The sequence below is a fragment of the bacterium genome (genome assembly GCA_021372535.1).
Taxonomy (GTDB): domain Bacteria; phylum Latescibacterota; class Latescibacteria; order Latescibacterales; family Latescibacteraceae; genus JAFGMP01.
Window position 1 is genome coordinate 25,027 of sequence record JAJFUH010000234.1, and the last position, 19,377, is coordinate 44,403.

Annotated in this window: 18 protein-coding genes; all 18 read right to left on the reverse strand. The window is 52.6% G+C overall.

The annotated features are described in order from the left end of the window. Positions 1–169 precede the first annotated feature (169 nt). Positions 170–2,110 (reverse strand): adenylate/guanylate cyclase domain-containing protein, encoded by a 1,941-nt coding sequence (locus LLG96_20110; protein MCE5252513.1) that lies wholly within the window; start codon positions 2,108–2,110, stop codon positions 170–172. A gap of 151 nt (positions 2,111–2,261) precedes the next feature. Further along, positions 2,262–3,266 carry a sugar phosphate isomerase/epimerase gene (locus LLG96_20115; GenBank protein ID MCE5252514.1) on the reverse strand — a complete coding sequence of 335 codons (1,005 nt, stop codon included), beginning with the start codon at positions 3,264–3,266 and terminating at the stop codon, positions 2,262–2,264. Positions 3,267–3,342: 76 nt separating this feature from the next. Continuing rightward, positions 3,343–3,747: a DUF2809 domain-containing protein gene (locus LLG96_20120; GenBank protein ID MCE5252515.1), complete on the reverse strand. Its 405-nt coding sequence runs from the start codon at positions 3,745–3,747 to the stop codon at positions 3,343–3,345. 71 nt (positions 3,748–3,818) lie between these two features. Then, positions 3,819–3,962 carry a hypothetical protein gene (locus LLG96_20125; protein MCE5252516.1) on the reverse strand — a complete coding sequence of 48 codons (144 nt, stop codon included), beginning with the start codon at positions 3,960–3,962 and terminating at the stop codon, positions 3,819–3,821. A gap of 342 nt (positions 3,963–4,304) precedes the next feature. Continuing rightward, entirely contained in the window at positions 4,305–4,511 is a 207-nt protein-coding gene (locus tag LLG96_20130; protein MCE5252517.1) for a hypothetical protein, read from the reverse strand. 396 nt (positions 4,512–4,907) lie between these two features. Then, positions 4,908–7,664, reverse strand: a complete 2,757-nt coding sequence (locus LLG96_20135) for an outer membrane protein assembly factor (protein MCE5252518.1) — start codon at positions 7,662–7,664, stop codon at positions 4,908–4,910. A 115-nt stretch (positions 7,665–7,779) separates the two neighbouring features. Continuing rightward, positions 7,780–8,658, reverse strand: a complete 879-nt coding sequence (locus tag LLG96_20140) for a hypothetical protein (GenBank protein ID MCE5252519.1) — start codon at positions 8,656–8,658, stop codon at positions 7,780–7,782. A 29-nt stretch (positions 8,659–8,687) separates the two neighbouring features. Continuing rightward, on the reverse strand, positions 8,688–9,689 hold the full coding sequence (locus tag LLG96_20145) for a polymer-forming cytoskeletal protein (GenBank protein MCE5252520.1): 1,002 nt from the start codon (positions 9,687–9,689) through the stop codon (positions 8,688–8,690). A gap of 211 nt (positions 9,690–9,900) precedes the next feature. Then, positions 9,901–10,374: a DUF5683 domain-containing protein gene (locus LLG96_20150; protein MCE5252521.1), complete on the reverse strand. Its 474-nt coding sequence runs from the start codon at positions 10,372–10,374 to the stop codon at positions 9,901–9,903. A 71-nt stretch (positions 10,375–10,445) separates the two neighbouring features. Then, positions 10,446–11,411: an ROK family protein gene (locus tag LLG96_20155; GenBank protein ID MCE5252522.1), complete on the reverse strand. Its 966-nt coding sequence runs from the start codon at positions 11,409–11,411 to the stop codon at positions 10,446–10,448. 12 nt (positions 11,412–11,423) lie between these two features. Next, positions 11,424–12,062, reverse strand: a complete 639-nt coding sequence (locus LLG96_20160) for a bifunctional 4-hydroxy-2-oxoglutarate aldolase/2-dehydro-3-deoxy-phosphogluconate aldolase (protein MCE5252523.1) — start codon at positions 12,060–12,062, stop codon at positions 11,424–11,426. A gap of 141 nt (positions 12,063–12,203) precedes the next feature. Next, on the reverse strand, positions 12,204–13,427 hold the full coding sequence (locus LLG96_20165) for a glucose-1-phosphate thymidylyltransferase (protein ID MCE5252524.1): 1,224 nt from the start codon (positions 13,425–13,427) through the stop codon (positions 12,204–12,206). Positions 13,428–13,563: 136 nt separating this feature from the next. Next, positions 13,564–15,387 carry a glutamine--fructose-6-phosphate transaminase (isomerizing) gene (glmS, locus tag LLG96_20170; GenBank protein MCE5252525.1) on the reverse strand — a complete coding sequence of 608 codons (1,824 nt, stop codon included), beginning with the start codon at positions 15,385–15,387 and terminating at the stop codon, positions 13,564–13,566. A gap of 121 nt (positions 15,388–15,508) precedes the next feature. After that, positions 15,509–16,216 (reverse strand): zinc metallopeptidase, encoded by a 708-nt coding sequence (locus LLG96_20175; GenBank protein ID MCE5252526.1) that lies wholly within the window; start codon positions 16,214–16,216, stop codon positions 15,509–15,511. A 22-nt stretch (positions 16,217–16,238) separates the two neighbouring features. Further along, positions 16,239–17,177, reverse strand: coding sequence for a methionyl-tRNA formyltransferase (gene fmt, locus LLG96_20180; GenBank protein MCE5252527.1), 939 nt, complete (start codon positions 17,175–17,177; stop codon positions 16,239–16,241). Then, a complete protein-coding gene (gene def, locus LLG96_20185) occupies positions 17,174–17,695 on the reverse strand; it encodes a peptide deformylase (GenBank protein MCE5252528.1) in 522 nt (173 codons plus the stop codon). Before def ends, fmt begins: the two co-directional genes overlap by 4 nt. Next, positions 17,692–17,976, reverse strand: a complete 285-nt coding sequence (yajC, locus tag LLG96_20190; protein MCE5252529.1) for a preprotein translocase subunit YajC — start codon at positions 17,974–17,976, stop codon at positions 17,692–17,694. The genes def and yajC overlap by 4 nt, the downstream gene beginning before the upstream one ends. Before the next feature lie 64 nt (positions 17,977–18,040). Further along, positions 18,041–19,198 carry a tRNA guanosine(34) transglycosylase Tgt gene (tgt, locus tag LLG96_20195; protein MCE5252530.1) on the reverse strand — a complete coding sequence of 386 codons (1,158 nt, stop codon included), beginning with the start codon at positions 19,196–19,198 and terminating at the stop codon, positions 18,041–18,043. Between the last annotated feature and the right edge of the window lie 179 nt (positions 19,199–19,377).

Sequence of the window (19,377 nt, forward strand, 5' to 3'; positions counted from 1 at the left end):
CGCCCTGAATTTATTTCAGTGTCTATTATAACATTTTATTTCTTCACTGAACGCAACGTGGTATGAGAAAACCAGATATTTCAGGGAACAGCAAACGGAGCCGGTTACTCCGCCGGCTCCGTTTTTGTCAGTATCATGATTGATATGGTAAAAGCATTATATCGTGCCCTCACTTTTCCGGCAGACCGAGTCTTTTCAGCAGAGCCTTGTAGCGGGAGTCGGAGCGGAGCGGCGCAAATTCAGGATAACAATTCATAAAGAGCAATAAGGCATCATGGTTGTCTGCGGCTTCTTCCAGACATTTGAATGCATTGTCATAGTCGTGTAATCCTGAGTAAACCATTGCAAAGGACGATGGGCTCACTTTTTTATTGCTCTTCACCAGTTCTTTCATCTCCCGTATTATCTCCAAAGCCTTGTCAGTCTCGCCGGAAATTGCATATGCATAACCGATAAGCGAATAACTTCGGGAGTATAATTCGGAAGTATCCCTGTATTTATAAAGCATATCAAGAGCTTCTCCATATCTGCCCTGACAATAATAAATTCTCCCCATCATCCAGTAATAAGCTTCAACATCGGGGAATAATTTTTGAAATTTACTGCTGTATTCGAAGGCCTCGTCATATCGTTCAAGAATTATACAGGTACTGATCAATGCACCATATGAAAACGGTGAAATCGGATCCAGTTCGAGAGCGAGCCTGATTTCGGTGAGCGCTTCATCCACTCTGCCGGTTATTATAAGAAGATCACGGTAGTAATGATGAGTCCGGGCAAACCCGGGTTTGATTTCGAGCGCTTTGAGCAGTAACTTCTCGGCTCCGGGCCAGTCCCAGTCATAATAGATTTTCGAAAAAGCCAGCTCCGCGTGCGCTTCGGTAAGTGTGTCGTCAATCGCCAGGGCTTTTTGTGCGGCTTCTTTCGCTCTCGTATATGCCTCATCAGGTGAAATGCCGGTCAGATCTGAAAAATATCCCATCCGGTTATATGAAAGGGCAACACCGGCATAGGCAAGGACAAAATCCGGATCCATGGCAATCGCCTGCTCGAACAACTCGATTTCCTTCATTCCTTTTTCGTTTTCAAAATAGTGCATGCCAAGCAGATAAAGATCGTATGCCTTCAGGTTTTCCGTGTAATGCTTTTGCAGCGCTGTCTTTTCCGCACTGAGCAGTTTTCCCTTAAGCGCCCCTGTTATCGCCAGTGATATCTCATCCTGAATGGCAAAAACATCTTCCATATCACGGTCATACCGCTCGGACCAGAGATGATAACCGTCGGCAACATTGATAAGCTGTGCAGTTATACGCAGCCTGTCTCCCGCTTTACGAACGCTGCCTTCGAGCACCGTTTCAACATTGAGTTTCCTGCCGACCTCACGGATGTCCGGGTGCTGGCCCTTGAAAGCAAACGTCGAGTTTCGTGCCACAACAAGTAAACCCTCAACATGCGCCAGGGCATTGATGATCTCTTCCGCCATACCATCGCAAAAATATTCCTGATCCGGGTCGGCGCTCATATTCGTGAACGGCAGCACAGCGATGGAAGGCCTGATTTTTGGCGCGGTGGATTCCACTGCTGATGAAGGTTTACTCATGGACGAGGTTGAATCGCCTCTGGACAGAGCATAGATTTTAACCGGATAACCCACATTCTTGAGCGTTTTTTCCCCGAGGAACGCAACCTGAAGAACCGGCTTGTTTCGTATGTCATAGTACACACGGTCGGATATGCATATTCCCCCCGGCTCGGCAAGCTGCTCGATGCGCGAAGCCACATTGACCCCGTCGCCGAACACATCGCCTTCCTCGACTACGACATCGCCGATGTGGATACCGATGCGCAGCTTGAAATCCGGCTCATCCCTGAGCGTGTTCTGTATCTCGAGGGCGCAGTTCACCGCATCGACCACACTGCCGAAGCTCGACAGGGTGCCGTCGCCCATCTCCTTGAGCCATTCGCCGTTGAACTGTGAGACGAGGAGCTTGATGACATCACGGTTCTTCTGGAGAATGCGGAGGGCGTTCTCTTCGTCCTTCGACATCAGGGCGGTATACCCCGCGATGTCGGTGAACATGATAGCGGCTAATTTACGGTGCTTTTCCATGGGAGGCTCCATGAGTGACCATTTCATTGCAACGTAGTATGAACAGTATGAAAAATCAAGGCGAAAAATGGAAACAGGTCATGAGAATTGAAGCGAATATCGAAATGAACTACCCCGGAGTAACCTCCGGGTTTCGATGTAAGCTCCTCACTCAGCCGTAGACTTTCACTCCCACCTTTGCCGCCATTTTTCTCAAAAATCCCGCGGCCTCGATCAACTGATCCTCCGGGACATGTTCCGGGTGGATTGTCCGGGGCCATTTCATCCTGCTTAACCGCACCAGATAGGTTTCATAGTCCAGAACGCCTCTGCCGCTGCATACCTCACGTAAAATAACAGTCTGCTCGTCCGGCACGATATAGCTGTCTTTGGAGTGGCTGCCCAGTATCTTTTCACCGAGCAGATCGAAGCATTCATTGAGGAGTTCCGTGGAATGGTAGTACGTATCGAGAGACATCATGTTGACCGGATCGAGATTCACCGCGCAGCGCGGGTCACCCACATCGTCCATGAGCCGTTTATGGTCTTTGGGACGGCCGATGTTCGTTGTAATCTGTGCTTCTATGCCGAGTGCGGCTTTCATGCCGGCGGTATCTTTGAGAACCTGTTTGACACCTTCGACTGTCATTTTCCATGTTGCTGCAGACCAGTTGTCCGGATGAACGTTGATATACGAGTTGGGATCGCAGCACCCCGTACAGGTGCCGACCATCGGGCAGCCGATTTTGTCTGCGGCTTCGATACATCTGGCAAGTACGGCAAGTTCTTTCTGACGTCTCGATGCATCAGGATGAATGATATGTCTGTATCCGGTAACTTCGAAAAAAACCACATCATGTTCCTTGAGCGCCGTGCGGAGCTCTCTCAATTCGGAATCGCTTGCCGAAAGCCAGCGATCACTACTGGTTGCAAAACCGGTATATCCTCTCTTCTTCATTTCAATAACAGATTCCGTCAGGCTTTTATCTTTCAATTCCCTGAAACCACCCCCTATTCTGATGGGAGTATTCCCGGGTTTCAGATCGCGTACCAGATTCAGATCAGGCCCCAGCTCCGGCAGCGCATGAGCCTTTTGTGGCGACAATGAACCCCACAGTGCTGCCGTTGTTGCCACACCTGCGGCCACTGCTTTACGTCGTGTAATTTTTGATGCCATTTCCTGCCTCCCTCATATCATGTTCTTTATTGACTCAAGCTCATGTAGTCTCTGTCTAATTGATTTCGTTAAGGATTCACTTTATGGTACGCAGCCGTTTCACCCACAGCCATCCTGTTCCGCAGCCAATAAAATAGTACGGAAAGTCAGACCACGCAAATGAAGACCCTATTATTGCCTGCCCGATGAAAAAGCTTCTTATCCACTCCAGAACCGGATGATGCCATAACTGCAGAAACTCCAATAAACATGTCATAATCAGTACAATGATAGCTATAATCCACGGCTTGATTGTATCACTGAATAAGGAGATCAGAACACACCAGAATATCTCGTAGAATACACCGTTTATCGAATTATTCACCCAGTCTTCTGCCGGCCCTGAATAGAACTTACAGAATAAACCGATTGCTGCCGTTATCAGTAATGAACCAATTGTCCACTTCTGTCCTGACCGGAGTCTGAAATCCGAACTTAACATATAGAACCACTTCTGATCTTTCTCGGGACTCATATCCATAATCAGCAGCACGGCAATAGAGAACCAGGTTTTCAGGCGCAGGGTATTCCACAATTGCCGAAACTTGACAGGCTGCTGTCGCCCATCTCCCTGAGCCATTCGCCGTTAAACTGCAAGACGAGGAGCCTGATGACATCACGGTTCTTCCGGGAGGATACGGAAGGCGTTTTCCTCATCCTTCGTAATCAGTGTAGAGCAACCTGCGATGTCTGTGAATATGATGACTGCTGATTTGCGGTATTTTGCATGGGAAAGCTTCCCATTATAACCACAATATTTGGAAATTACCGTTACCGGAATTTGAAGTCAAGACAAATAGTTGGGAAAGGTATCATGCTGCCGGAAGGATACCGTAAAGGAAGGGTAATTACAATTAATGTCCGGAAATTATGTAAAAAACATGTTTAGAGCTTCATACACACAAATAAACCATAAATCGTCTATTTCTTCGTCGGGATGTGACCCGTGAATGCACCAGTGTATTACATTATTCTGCCGGTCGAAAGGGGCACACTGTATCAGAATACCCCGCGTATGGCAAGCAGAAACCCGACAACGATAAGCGGAATACCTACCGGCATCGTGAGGACTATTATGGTCAGAAACAGGCCTGAAATCATAAAAACAAGTCCGATAACGATTGCAATGAATCTGCCGGTCAGCATGAGTATGAAGGTCAGCAACCCCCATATTACTTTAAACGGCCACAAAAGAGCTGAAATCATATACCGTACCCTTTCTCAGCATGCATATTAAAAGTGTTGTGATAAACACCATTTACGGGGATATAAGCTGTCAAGGGTTGGCACGAAGTGCCGATTTGCATGCCCTTGACAGCAAGAAAACAACACATTTCGTCCTGGGGCTCGTGAAAAATATACTTTTTCACAGCCCTCTTAAACCTGTTATATCTCTCAAGAGCGAGTAACATGAATTTTCACCTGTTTTCTACCCTCGTCCCCCAATCCTCTTCTCCCTTTCAGCGGGTGAGGAGGAGTCTCAATCCGGGCGTGGGTAATGGCTCCCTATCACATTCATGGGAGAGGGAGCCAAAGGGTGAGGTAACACACTGTGAAGCATTTCGTTTCTTGCATATAGAAAAAGTCTGTGGATAATCCGGGTTAATAAGCCCTCACGAAGTTCACCGTCCACATCGAGACATGCGGCTCGGGCCCCACGGGGATTGCGCAGTTCACCCTGAGCGTGTTCACGTATTCATGGTGACGGGATTCGAGCGGGAAAAAATCGCCGTCGAAAACAAGTCCGACCCCGAGGTCGCGCCTGAGCGTGTCCGCCTTCACTGCCTCATCCTTGTGCCATACGCCTCCCACATCGCCGAATAATACGAGCCGGAACTCGTCGTCATACCCGAAAAAGTAATCGATGTTGGCGAGGAACATCTGGTTTCCGCCGCTCTGGACACCGAAACCGGACGGCTCAGGCAGTGTGCCGAACTCGAATCCGCGGAGCGTATTGAGCCCGCCGAGCCGGAACGACTTCTGATCGGGGAGCTCGTCCTCCGAATACCCTCCGGCTACCCTGATTTTCAGGAGGTTGCGGTCCGGATACCGGGTCGTGGAAACCGCGTTGCAGAAAAACCGGGTATACTCGGGGAGATACTGCCCGCCGCGGTCAATGCTCTTTTCCGCCGAAAGCATGAGTCTGCCGTTTGCGTACCTGTGACGGTACGTGAACTCGGCCGAATAGCGCATGCCGGAGATACGGTCTTCATAGAGCGGGTTGAGGGGCGGATTGTCCTCTTTGGTCGAGCGGTTATTGAACACAGACCAGTTGGTATACTTTTTCAACGAGCTGTAATCCTCGTCAAAATATTCCGCTTTGACTGTCAGAATACTCCCGACAGACTGGGAGATGTATCCGGTTCCGCCTTCGACCTGGTAGTAGTTCATCGTATCGAGTCCGAGAAGGAACGCATTCATGTATGCCTCATCGGGGGGAATAGCCCACTCCATGTTCGACTCGTATTCGAGCCGGTATGAGCCGCCAATCGCCAGATGATTCTTGTCGAAGAACCGTTTTTCCCCGTTCGCCGCATATGTCCACTCTTTATTTGCCCAGTGATACTGGGCGGCACCGGACACTTCCGAAAACGGCCCGTAGATGCTGTTAATCGTCAGCTTCAGCCCCGTTCCCACACCCGCCACACGGCTGAACGACCCCACCCCGTCCCAATCCCGTGAATACCGTTTAACCTCATAGATACGGACCACAAGATTACCGTCGCTGTCAATTGTATGGCTCGAACCCGAGATCAATTTACTTTTTTTGGGGAGCCGCTGAACAGCGTCGGAAATCTCGCTGCGTGTATAGTGCCGCCCTTTTTCAAGAGCGAGGTACTTTTCAACATCGGACGCGGATACCAGGTCCGTTCCGCGGATCGTGATCGACGAAAGTGTACCTTCCTCGAATTGCTTTTCCGGCGGCGTACTTTCCCTCACCGGTTTCAGGACGGTCGTGACCGGCCTCGTCTCACCCGCCAGGTCATACCCGATGAGTGTGAGGGCGCTGCCGAAAGCGGTGAATCCGACACCGGGCAGAAGCTTGAGCTCGTAACCGGGAGAACCGTTCGCTTCCATGGTATAAAGGATTCCGGCCTTTTCCGCTTCCACATCATCATCTTTTTTCCCCTCTTCGATCGCTTTGATCACGGCACCTCCGAGCATCTCGTCGCCTTTTGTCGTTTCCGCCTGGTCACTGTAGGGCAGCCAGAGTCGCGGCGGATCAAACCGTACGCCCGAGAGGTCACGTCCGAAAAAATTCCCGGTTATCTCCGTAACCATGAGACCTTCAGTGGTTTCACACACTTCGATGCTGTCGAAGGGACGGTTTTCCGATTTGTCGAATGACAGCTTTGCAAACGTCTTGCCATTGCCCGGTCTGACCCGCTCGACCCTGAGCGTAAGAGTATCTCCGTCCATGGCATACTTCCACCATGCTCCCCTGTTGAGGGGCATTACCCTGTCCTGAATATAGGTGGTGTTTCCGGTTCTATCGGTATTCCCGCTGATATTGTCTCTGATCGTGATGCTGCCGAAATCGGCGGAGAGATCGATCCGTGGGCCACCGTCGTTCAGTATGCGCCGGTTCTGGTCTCCTCCCCTCATCGTGATATTGCCGTCAACCTTGAAATCCACGCCGCCGAAGGATTTGTTGATAAAAAATTCCGCGCCGCTGTTTCGGGGAAGCCGTATGTCGACACCGCCGAAATTGCACGATGCGCTCGAATAGTCGACAAGGTGGTCAATGGTGAGATCGATATTACCGAACTCGCTGTTCACCTGAAAACTGCCGTCAAGCCCTCTCATCCTGAATTCGCCGAAGTTGTTATCGACCATGAGGGGACCGGTATGGTTGCTTGCCCGGGTTGATGAAAAACTCGTTTCGGCCTTCATATTACCCCGCGTCGCCTCGATACGGACATCGGAAAAGGTGGCTTCCATATCCATGTCAACTACCCGGGGACCGGTCACCTCGATGACCACATGCCATTCCTTTTTAGTGAATATGCGCTTGAAAATGCCGGGGGAATCATTTTTTGGGTGTTCAAGCCGTATGGTAACCACATCGCCGGATTTCGTCATCTCGAGATCGAGATCATCGAGCATCTCACGGCATAACTCATCGTTATCGGCTTTTGCCCTCCGCTTGAAAACCACGTCGAACTGACGGGCATCCGGAGAACTCTTGTACACAAAATCGGCAAACATGATTTCCCTGAACCTGACCTGACTCACCTCTTCCGCAGAGATAGTCTTGTTATCGGTTCTCGTCAGCTCGGAAAGGGCATATGCCGGAGCATTTGTGACAATGAAAATCACCGCGTAAAGCAGAGCGAAAAACAGTAACTTTTGCCTCATCTTCTCCTCCATTTTTACAGGTATGAACGTTTTATACATTCGATTCGGTCATAAACATATTATTCATTCCCGGTACAAGCCGACCGTGTTTCTGGCGGAACAGTATCAGGTCATATCAATTACAGGAATGAACGGTTGGATTGAAATTATCCCAGACAGCAATATCCCCGAATTCGACATTGAGGTCGACGCGCGGCCCGCCCCCGTTCAGAATATGGTGTCCTGCGCAGTTCTCATCGTTACTGGCATCGCCGCCGACATTAAAACTCACTTTCCCGAACGATTTTGTTGCAAAGAAATCGGCGTTGGCGGTGGGAGGCACTCCGATGTCGACTTTTCCGAAATCTATACTTGCCCTCGAGTCTTCAGTCAGCCGTGAGAGTTCGATCATTATTTTACTGAAATCGCTGTTCACCGTAAATCCGCCATCGAGTTCTTTCGCGATGATCTTGCAGAAATCGGCATTTACCGTGAGCCGACCGACATGATTGCGGACTTCTGATTCCGAAAAATCAGTATTGATTGCCAGTTTACCGGAGGTTGAGTCGGTACGTATATGGGAAAAATCGGCATTCATATCCATATCAATGATTTGCGGACCGCTCATGGTGATGGTGATTTCCCATTTTTCAGGGTTGAACAGCCAGTTTTTTATTCCGCGTGATTCAATTTTCGGGTGTTTCAGACGAATGACAGCTTTTTCACCGACAGTCTCGGTTTCAAAAACAATATTCGAAAGAAGATCGCTGCATGTTTCCTCATCCCCGGCGGTTACTTTCAGTTTGATGTTCATATCGAACCGGTCGGCATCGGGGGAACCATTATATGTCAGGGATACAAAGGCCAGATTGTCAAGGTTCAACTGTTTGATTCCCGTTGACGGTATGGTGATCGTGTCGCTCCGGGTCTTTTCAATCTTTGTCGACGAGCATCCGGCATATAACAGGAGGAATACTTCACCGCACAGGACTATACTCAATATCCGACGAACCATGGATAACCTCCGATTTTATATCATTTCTCTTATAATCCGGCTACAGACATATCGGACAGTGTGTCTGGTTTCGTACCGAACTGACTTACAATGACCACACCGAAGGAGAGTATTCCGAACACAATTTTAACGACAAAACCGATAAGCGGCATTAAACCCACAAGACCGAGCACCAGAACTCCGAGAAGGGCATTGTGGACTACCGGTCTCGACGGAGCGTTCGGCAGCATGCTTCCAACCAGAAAGGCAGTTCCGACCGATCCGAACAGATAGGCTATGATGATCGTTATAATGAGCACGGGAACGAGCGGAATACCGATAAGCGTTATGATGAAAAAGAGCACCGTAAAAGGTATGAGGATGATTCCGATGAAACCGATAAACAGAGAAATCCAGAATCGGTTCCGGGCACACTGAGCCATGTTCTGAACCTGCCGGGGAAAAAAAGTTCCGGCAAGTGCGGCGATCATGCATTTGAAGAGCAGTTTGAAGAAGACGATTATTGTCACGATAAATAAGGCAAAAACACCAACCGTTCCACCGAACGGGCCCCAGAAGAAAATCTTCGGCAGCTTCGAAAAGACATGCCGGGGACCATATCCGCAACCGGAAATCCCTGTCTGCCGCGGGAAAAAACTCATGATATTCGGAATATTCACCCCTTCGCCGACATTGGTAATCTCACCGCGCACGACGCCGCCGTCTTCGATCTGCACTTGCCCGCCGACAGCGACACCCTTGCCGTTGACTTCGCCGGAGTTCCTGACCTTGACATTTCCGCCGACCGCAACCGCATCGCCGTTGACTTTACCGCCGTTCTCGACTATGACATTTCCGCCGCCGAGAGCGACCGCGCTTCCGGATACCGTGCCGAACACGCGGACATCCTTGCCGACACTGACCGCATCATCGACCGTCGTGCCCTCCTTGACGACAACGGATTCGCCCATTCTGAACTCGGCGTATCCTGTCCCGGGGCACATTGTCAACACAAACAGCACCGTGAAAAGCATCAGACAAGCATATTTCATGATTAATCCTCCCCATATAAGCCTTTCACCTGAAAACAGGCTGTTCAGTGCTGTCGTTTCCGCAGCCGTAATGCTGGATTTTTCAGGTTTCTGGTAGTTAGACGAAATGTATGGCGGGAAAATTTCATTTATTTTTGATTAAAGTCAATATCGTGTAAGTGCAGAAAAAAACAGGATAAACGAAATAATCGAGGGCTGTTTTTGAGGAATATTACTCTTTCGGTTCCTTTTTTTTCAGCTCTTTCGGGGTGATGTCGCCCACATCGAAATCTGAAAGCTGGGCATCGACATAGGCATCGGTGATATCGAGTATCTTTGCGATGATATAGTACATGACGAATGTATTGCGGTCGGTGCGGTAGGCGTTACGGTCGAATTCGCTGATTCCGGACTGCTTTGCCTGGTGGTTTTCGTAAATGTATCCCCCGATGCAGACGAGCTCGGCGGTGAAAAAGAAGGCGGCCTTGAATTTTCTGCCGTTTGTGAGCTGTCCCCAGCCCGGTATCGCGAGCGAGCGGTACATGATCGACTTCGGATTCACCGGAGGATGCTTGACCTGTTTTGCAGGGCTTGTTTTCTCCGCCGATACTTCCTGCCCGGCCATCCGGAAAACACCACGGGGCACTGTCGCGCCCTGAACTTGAAGTGCCCAGGGAACCCTGACCGGGCCCGGTACCGGCGCCATAACAGCCGCACTGAGGGGCCGGGACATCATAAAAAGTAATACTATCGGCAGAACCAGTCGCTGTACCAGGTCTAACCCTCCTTGTCCATTACCATTCTGACCGCGCCGAGTATCGCGGCGTCTTCGGGTTTTTCCGCGGGGACCACGCTGACCTCGTGCACGAACGACTGAAAGCCATGATCGTACAGGCTGCGCCGTGTCGGCTCAAAGATCAGATCGCCTGCCTTTGCAAGTCCTCCGCCGATTGCGACCCTTTTGAAATTGAGCAGATTGAGGGCATTGACGAGCGCCAGGCCGAGATAATAACCGGCCATGTCGAACATTGTCCGGGCAAATGCATCCCCGGCTTCCGCGGCTTTGAAAATGATGTACGAATTCAGCTCTTTCGGTTTGGCGCGGTATTCGGCAAGAGAGGATTCGATATGCTCGTTGGTCAGCTCCTCGAGCGTTATCCGCACAATCCCGGTCGCCGATGAATAGAGCTCGATGCACCCTTTCTGGCCGCACCAGCACTGTGCGCCGTTACGGTCGATCGATGTGTGGCCGAACTCGCTTGCGTTGTCGTTGTACCCGGTGAGAAGCCTGCCGCCGCACACCGCACCGCCGCCGATTCCGGTTCCGAGGGTCAGGATGAAGAAATCGTCATACCCCCGACCCGCGCCCATCCACCATTCGCCATAGGCGAACAGGTTCGCGTCGTTCTGGATATAGGTGTGTACGCCGACACGGTCGGTGATTATGCCTGCCAGGGGAAAATTAATCCAGTGAGGGAGATTTCCGGCGCGGAGTATTTTCCCCTCCTTTGCGCTGAGGGGGCCGGGGGAGCCGATTCCGACACCCCTGATATCGCTCATGCTCGCCCCGCCGGAGCGGACAGCCTCGGTTATCGAATCTGCTATCTGGTTCACCGGAGCTTCGGCCGACTCGCGGGCGAGCGTCTTGCGCGAGTCTCGGCTTATGACATTTCCATCCTCATCAACAAGACCCGAACGGACGTTCGTGCCGCCGAGATCCACACCAACGTACAATCGTTTCACGGCGCTTCCTTTCTACTTCTTACGAGCGGCCTGGATGTTCGTGATCATCCGGCGTGCAAGATCGGTGATAGTGTCCCAGTTCCCTTCCGCGATGTCCTTTTTGGGCGCGATACAGCTTGCGGCTGTTACCGCAGCGGCGCCGCTTTTGATGAATTCGCCACAGTTCTCAATCGTAACTCCGCCGACCGGCATAAGTTTTATCTGCGGCAGCGGCCCGTGAATATCCTTCAGGTATCCCGGTCCGAGCACATTCGCGGGAAAAACCTTGACCACATCGGCTCCGGCTTCCCAGGCGGTGAGTATCTCGGTGGGCGAAAACGCGCCGGGAGCGATGAGCTTCGAATACCGCTTGGCCATCTCGATGACCCTGAGGTTGAGCGTCGGCGTCACGATGTATTCCGCGCCTGCCAGAATGGCGGCCCTGGCGGTTTCGGGATCGAGCACTGTGCCGACTCCGACTCCGATACGGTCTCCCATGCTGTTTGCCAGCGCCTCTATGATCTTGAGCGCGTTGGGGGTGTTCATGGTCACTTCGATGAACTTTGCGCCGCCCGCTTCGAGAGCTTTCGCCACTTCGATGAGCCGCTCCGAGCTGTCCGCCCGTATCGCCGCGACCACACCGCAAGCTTCGATTCTTTCAAGTAATGTCATACCGGTACTCCCATAATAGTGTGTTTTTTTTATATGTAAACCCAATTAATCAGAGTTTTCAATTTTAAAATAAGTGAAAAATCCCGTCAAAACGGATGTATGTTGTCAAAATTCTTAAGAAGAGTTGATTTCCGAATCCTCTCAAAACGTTATCTGTTCATCGCTCATGGCGCGCTCGTCACGGGTAAGCTTATGCACCCGTTTAATCATTTCGACATCCCGTCTCGACTGTTTCCTGTCACGGCGGGCGAACATACGCTTCTGGGTTGTGATCACCTGCTCGGGATTGATTTCGGTGACCTGCCCGAAAGAGCGGGCGTAATTGGAAAAGCTCGGAACGTTCGTGGTCACCATCCCGTAAATCATGCTGCATACCCCGACAATTTTCCCGGTAAACAGGGTGGTGTTCACCGCCGTTTTCGCAAAATCGCCGATAACCGAGCCTAAGAACTGCATGTTCGTGCCGATTCTCTGATTGCCATACTGAACCCGCACCGCGCCGTACGTGTTTTTGAGATCGCTCGTCGTCGTCCCCGCGCCGAGATTCACCCACCGTCCTACCCACGAATGGCCGAGAAAACCATGGTGCTGCTTGTTCGAGTGTGGCTCGATGATTGACTTTTCCACTTCGCCCCCGATTTTACACCCATGCCCGACCGAGGTCATGTCTTTCACGGAGGAATGTTCGGTCACCACCGAATCGATGCCGATATGGACAGGGCCTTCGAAGCAGGTGAACGGCCTGACCCTGACACCGCTGTCGATAACGACGGGCCCGTTTGCCGTATCGAATTCAGTCGACGATGCCAGATTCACATCCTCTCCTAAAAACACACCCGCTTCGTCCTGACGGTAATTGCCCGAGGAGATGACCTTTTCGAGATTCGTCTCATACAGCCTGAGATGACTTTCCACAATCTCATGCGGCCAGTCGATGGTCCTGAAAAGCTCCCCTTCGAGCGGCAGGTCCATTTCAAGGAGAAGAGCGCTGATATTGTCGGGGATGACAGTTTCCTCGAGTTTCTTTCCCTGAGGTACGACCGCCGCGGTCACACGGTTTCCGCTTGTGGTGATAAAAGGGTCCTTCGCTTTCATGATATCCCGGAGTTTTTCCAGATACCGGACATCGGGTTCGACCGAAGCGTTCAGAAAAAGGTGCGGTTCCCTGAGAGGCGATTCGAGCACAGGGAGGTCTTCGGCCTCGAAAAGAAAATGTTCACGGATAATGGCCTGGACAGGGCAGTCGAGCTGACGTACGAGCCTGAACAGCGTCCATGATCCCGCATGGAGATCGAAGAGCGGCCGGAAAAGACCGATGGGCCTGAGATTACGGCACTGATTGTCCTCGAACAGAACGATTTTCACATGATGCTCCCCGCTGGCGCCGCTGTCGGCATTAACATGTGCGCATGCAGCTACCAGCTACAATATAAAAAAAATCAGACAGCACGCAAGATTTTGCCGCCATCCGAATGAAGAGTAACCGTATCTGGGGCGAATTTCACTCCACGGTGACGCTTTTTGCCAGGTTCCGGGGACGGTCGACATCGCACCCGCGCGCAACAGCCACATGATAGGCAAACAATTGCAGGGGTATGACGCCGATTACCGGAACAAGGGGATCGAGTGTCGCCGGTATGGTGATGACATGCTCCGCGAGCGTGTCGAAACCCTTATCGCCTTCACGGACAACCGCGATGATTCTTCCGCCCCGGGCACGTATCTCGTTCACGTTGGAGATCATTTTGTCGAGAACTTTGCTCTGCGCCGCCAGGACCACCACGGGCATGTTGGTGTCCACAAGCGCGATGGGGCCGTGCTTCAGTTCCGCGGCGGGAATCCCTTCCGCATGAATATACGAGATTTCCTTGAGCTTAAGCGCTCCTTCGAGAGCGAGAGGATATTCATAGAGGCGGCCAACATACAGCACATTCGCATACCCGGCATATTCCCCGGCAATGGAGCGTATTTTCCCATCCAGCCTGAGCGCTTCTTCAACATGTCCGCTCAGGGCGCGGAGCTCGTTCAGATATATGAGGCCGTCCCGCAGCGACATCCCGCGCATCCTGCTTGCCTGAACAGCGAGAAGGCTCAGGACAACGACCTGGCTCGTGAACGCCTTAGTCGAGGCGACACCGATTTCCGGCCCGGCATGGAGGAAGACACCCTGACCGCATTCACGGGCGATCGAACTCCCCACAACGTTCACAATACCCATGACCGGAGCGCCCAGCCGTTTTGCCTCACGGATTCCGGCGAGAGTGTCGGCCGTTTCGCCGGACTGGCTGATTGCCATGACGAGGGTATCAGGTTCGACAGCCGGGTTTGCATAACGGAACTCGGCGGCGTAACAGACCTCGGTCGGCAGCCCGGCAAGGTTCTCGAACAGGTATTTCCCGACAAGCCCGGCATGCCAGCTCGTTCCGCAGGCGATTATCTTGAGCCGTTTTGCCCTCGCCAGAATCGATTCGTCGATTCCCCCCAGCTTGACCGATCCCCTGCTCAGGTCGATACGGCCCCTCATGGCATCGACAATGGTCCGGGGCTGTTCATGAATCTCTTTTTCCATGAAATGCAGGTATCCGCCCGATTCTATAGAGGCAATATCGATGGTCAGCCGCTCGACCGCCTTGACCGTCGGTGTCTCGTCGAGCCGGAAGGTCTCGAATGATTCCGCCTCCAGCACCGCGCAGTCGCCGTCATCGAGGTACATCACATCCCTCGTGTACGGTACGATTGCCGCGGCGTCGCTTGCCGCAACCATGAAGCCGTCCCCGCGGCCTATCACGAGCGGGCTTCCATTCCGTGCAAGGAACACGGTTCCCGGCGCTTCACGGGAAATGAGCGCAATCCCGTACGTACCTTCGATTCGCGCGAGCGCTTCGAGGAATGCCTGACGGAGTTCCAGTCCTTCGGCCCGTAATTGCGCGACGAGATGAACGATAACCTCAGAGTCGGTCTCGCTCACGAACTGGCGCCCTTTTTTCCGGAGCGTCTCCTTGAGCGGCAGGTAGTTTTCGACAATGCCGTTATGGACGAGAGCATGAAGCCCGGCTTCGTCACTGTGAGGGTGGGCATTGACTTCGCTGGGGACACCATGGGTAGCCCACCGTGTGTGTGCTATGCCGCCGCGCCAAGGGATGTCGGGAACATGTTCGGGTCGGATTTCGGTGATTTTTCCGATTTCGCGGTGTATGTGGATACTGTCTTCCGCGCCGAGAGCGATTCCCCAGGAATCATACCCCCGGTATTCAAGCCTCCGAATCCCCTCGACGAGCAGCTCAACGGTAAAACCATGACCCACATACGCAAAAATACCGCACATAAAAAAATCCCGGATTACGATTTTAAAACAGACATATCTTCCTCATCCCCTTTTTCCCGTGAACGGAATCCGAAGGATCATGAACAATTCATGCATGGAAAGAAAATGAAGAGTGTATTTCTCAGTCCCTGCTGGCCCCCCTGATGATAAGAAGCCTGATGAGGGTAAGAACGGCGGTCGCAGCCGCGGCAACATACGTCCATGCAGCCGCATCGAGCACCTTTTTTGCATGAGGCAGCTCTTCCACGGTCAGGTATCCGCCTTTTTCAAGCACCGCAAGCGCCCTCCGCGACGCGTTGAATTCGACGGGGAGCGTGATGAGGGTAAAAAGCACCGCAATGCTGAACAGGATGATTCCGGCATCAAGGAGCCATGTCATCGATGAATGGGTAAACATGGGAATGAACATGCCGATCATGAAAAGAATAATCCCGAGCTGCGAACCGGTGGCCGCCGCCGGCGCCACAGCGGTTCTGAGCACGAGCGCCGAGTAGTTGGACGCATGCTGGAGCGCATGACCGGACTCGTGGGCGGCGATGCCGAGCGCCGCGATGCTCTGAGAATTGTACACACCCTCCGAGAGACGGAGAACCCCCGCCTTCGGATCATAATGATCGGTCAGCTCGCCGCGTATCGGCTCGACAGCCACTCCGGAAAGCCTGCTGCTGTCGAGAATCGACCGCGCCACCTGCGCGCCTGTCACTCCCGACCGTGCGCGAACCTTGCTGTACTTGCTGTAGGTCGATTTGACCTTTGCCTGCGCCCAGAGCGTAAAAATGAGACCGGGGATAGCAATGATCAGTGTGGGATCGAAAAAGAAAAAAGGCATAGTATGTCACCTCCGTTTGTTATCATTTGTTATCAGAGAGGACATGCCCCGTTGCAATTCTGTACCCTCGTACAAAACTGGGGCCGTCCATCACTTTTTTCCCGGGCGGCTGAAGCTCCAGAATCCGGAGCTTCCCTTTCCCGCATGAAACGACAAATCCGTTCTGAGGCGATGCCTCGGTAATCATTCCGGGTGTTCCCGGTGTGTCCTCGTCGACAACCTTTGTGCGGTGAATCTTCAGGGGACCGCGCCGCCATTCGGTGTACGCTCCCGGCGTCGGATTCATACCTCGTACCTGGTTGTGGATGCTCCGGGCATCCCCCGACCAGTCTATACGGCCGTCCTCCTTGAACAGCTTCGGAGCGGGACGTCCACCTTTCATGGGCTGTTTCAGTCCCGGCGCACCGCGTTTCTCGATCATTTCGAGCGTTCTCAGCGTAAGTCCGGCGCCCAGCTCTGACATCCGTGCCGAGAGCTCTCCCGCCGTTTCGTCGGGGTCTATGGCAACCGGCTCGTTGAGGATGATATCTCCCGTATCGATCGTTTCTTCTATGTAGAAGGTCGTGAGACCCGTCTCTCTGTCGCCGTTGATAATCGCCCGGTTTATCGGCGCAGCGCCGCGGTAGTCGGGAAGAAGTGAGCCGTGAAGATTGATCGTGCCGTCCGGCGGGATTGTGAACACCTCGCGTGGAAGTATTTGGAACGCCACCACAAAAAAGAGGTCGGCGCCATAGTCCTTCAGCCGCTCGATAAATACCGGGTCACGGAGGTTTTCAACACCGATGACATCGAGACCCATGTCGAGCGCGGCGATTTTTACCGGCGATGGCTGGAGACGGCAGCCTCTTCCTTTCGGCGTATCGCACTGTGTGACCACTCCCGCGACCCGATGGTGCTCGTGAAGCGCCCGGAGCGAAGGAATACCGAATTCGGCGGTTCCCAGAAAAACGATCCGTTTCAAGCCTTTATACCATCCTCGGCCATGGTCTTGAGCGTTTTCGACAGCAGCGTCCGCTTGACCGTGCTGATTCTGTCCACAAACAGGATGCCCTCAAGATGATCGGCCTCGTGCTGGATAACGCGGGCGAGGAGACCGTCCGCATCGACCAGGTGTTCGGCGCCGTCCGCATCGAGAAACCGTACCCTGATTTTTTCGGGCCGCACCACTTCTTCCCATATTCCGGGAACCGACAGGCAGCCCTCCTCCATGGTGCATTCGCCTTCTTTCCCGACAATCTCGGGATTGATCAGGGCAAGATAGTCGTCAACCTTCTCGCCGAACGACAGGTCGATTACGATCACTTTCCGGGATACCCCCACCTGCGGGGCAGCAAGCCCGACACCGTTATTTCCGAACATCATATCGGCCATATGCTCCACGAAATCCCTGAGGTCGGAATCGAACACGGTTACCGGCTCGGTGCTTTTCCTGAGTACGGGGTCGCCGTAGATACGAACCTTGTCGTTACCATCGCTCATGACTTGCTCACCGCCTCGTTCTGCCTGGAAATCACCCGGGCGATACTCGACCGCACCATCTCTATTTTTGTCGTATCGGAGGTTTTGAGAACGATGATGTCCTCGCTTTCCTTTTCATCCTCTTTTTTCTTGATATTGACAATGGTTCCCACAATGCCGCCGATAGTGACGATTTTATCGCCTTTGCCGAGCTGGCTGAGCATGTTCTGGGTTTCCTTCTGTTTTTTCTGCTGCGGCCGAATCATGAAAAAATAAAACACCGCGAAAAGTGCGAGAAGCATCGGCCATATGGGTGCTCCTCCTTTTCCGAGTGGTCCCGACTGTGCATAAGCTGTACTGATGAGATCAAAATTCATCGGTTTTATCCTTTTGTCTGTAACGGCGGAGAAACATTTCCCGCCACTGTGGAAATCTGTTATCGAGGATGGCTGCTCTCATTTCGCGCATGACCTCGAGGTAAAAGTATATACTGTGCATGGTCGCCAGCCGGGGGCCGAGTATTTCGCCCGCATGGAACAGGTGCCGCAGATAGGCCCGTGTATAGTTGCGGCAGGCCGGGCATCCGCAGTCGGCGTCGATCGGGAAGAAATCACGGGATGTTCCGGCGTTCTTGAGCACGAGTTTCCCGTCCCGGGTGAATACCGTGCCGTTGCGGGCGTTACGGGTGGGCATGACGCAGTCGAACATATCGACCCCCCGCGAAACCGCCTCGACGATATCGTCCGGGAATCCAACTCCCATGAGATAACGCGGTTTATCCTCCGGCAGCACACCTGTTGTGATTCCGATCATCTCTAACATGCTCTTTTTGGGCTCGCCGACCGCAAGTCCTCCGATCGCATAACCCGTAAAGTCCATCTCAACGAGCCGCCGGGCGAAATTTTCCCGCAGCCCGGGATAAACGCTGCCCTGACAGATGGCAAACAGAATGCTGCTGCCGTCATCGAGCTTCTCATGGGCATCCCGGCACCGGGCCGCCCACTTCCCGGTCATATCGCACGACCGTGAGGCATACTCGAGTGTTGAAGGGTACGGTATGCACTCGTCGAGCACCATGATAATGTCCGCGCCGAGATCGTGCTCTATCTCAATGACGCTTTCAGGCGAAAAAAGATGCCTTGAACCGTCAATATGAGAACGGAAAAAGACGCCTTCCTCGGTAATCTTCCTCAAATCGCTGAGGCTGAACACCTGAAAACCGCCCGAATCGGTCAGAATCGAGCCGTTCCATCCCATGAACGAGTGAAGCCCGCCCGCTTCGCGGACAAGCTTCGGGCCCGGACGAAGATAGAGATGATAGGTGTTTCCCAGGATGATACGGGTGTCGAAAGCCTCGAGCTCCTGCTGGGACATGGTCTTTACCGTGGCTTGCGTGCCGACCGGCATAAAGACTGGGGTTTCGATCTCCGAATGGGGTGTCCGCAGAATTCCGGCGCGTGCCCCCGTTTCGGGACAGGTCCTGAGCACCTCGAACGAGAACCCGTGGGCTTTTTGTCCGGCCATGTCCTGCAGTAATAACCTCCCGGTGTAAAGATATCATGACTGGTCGAAAAAAACAGAATAACAATATAAAATAACACTATACGCAGCGAGGGTCAAGGAATTGTGACACTGCCAGCAATTTCCCGGTTTTTCTGAACTTCTCATTGTGATGTTTTTTTCCATAGAGTAACTTTTATACA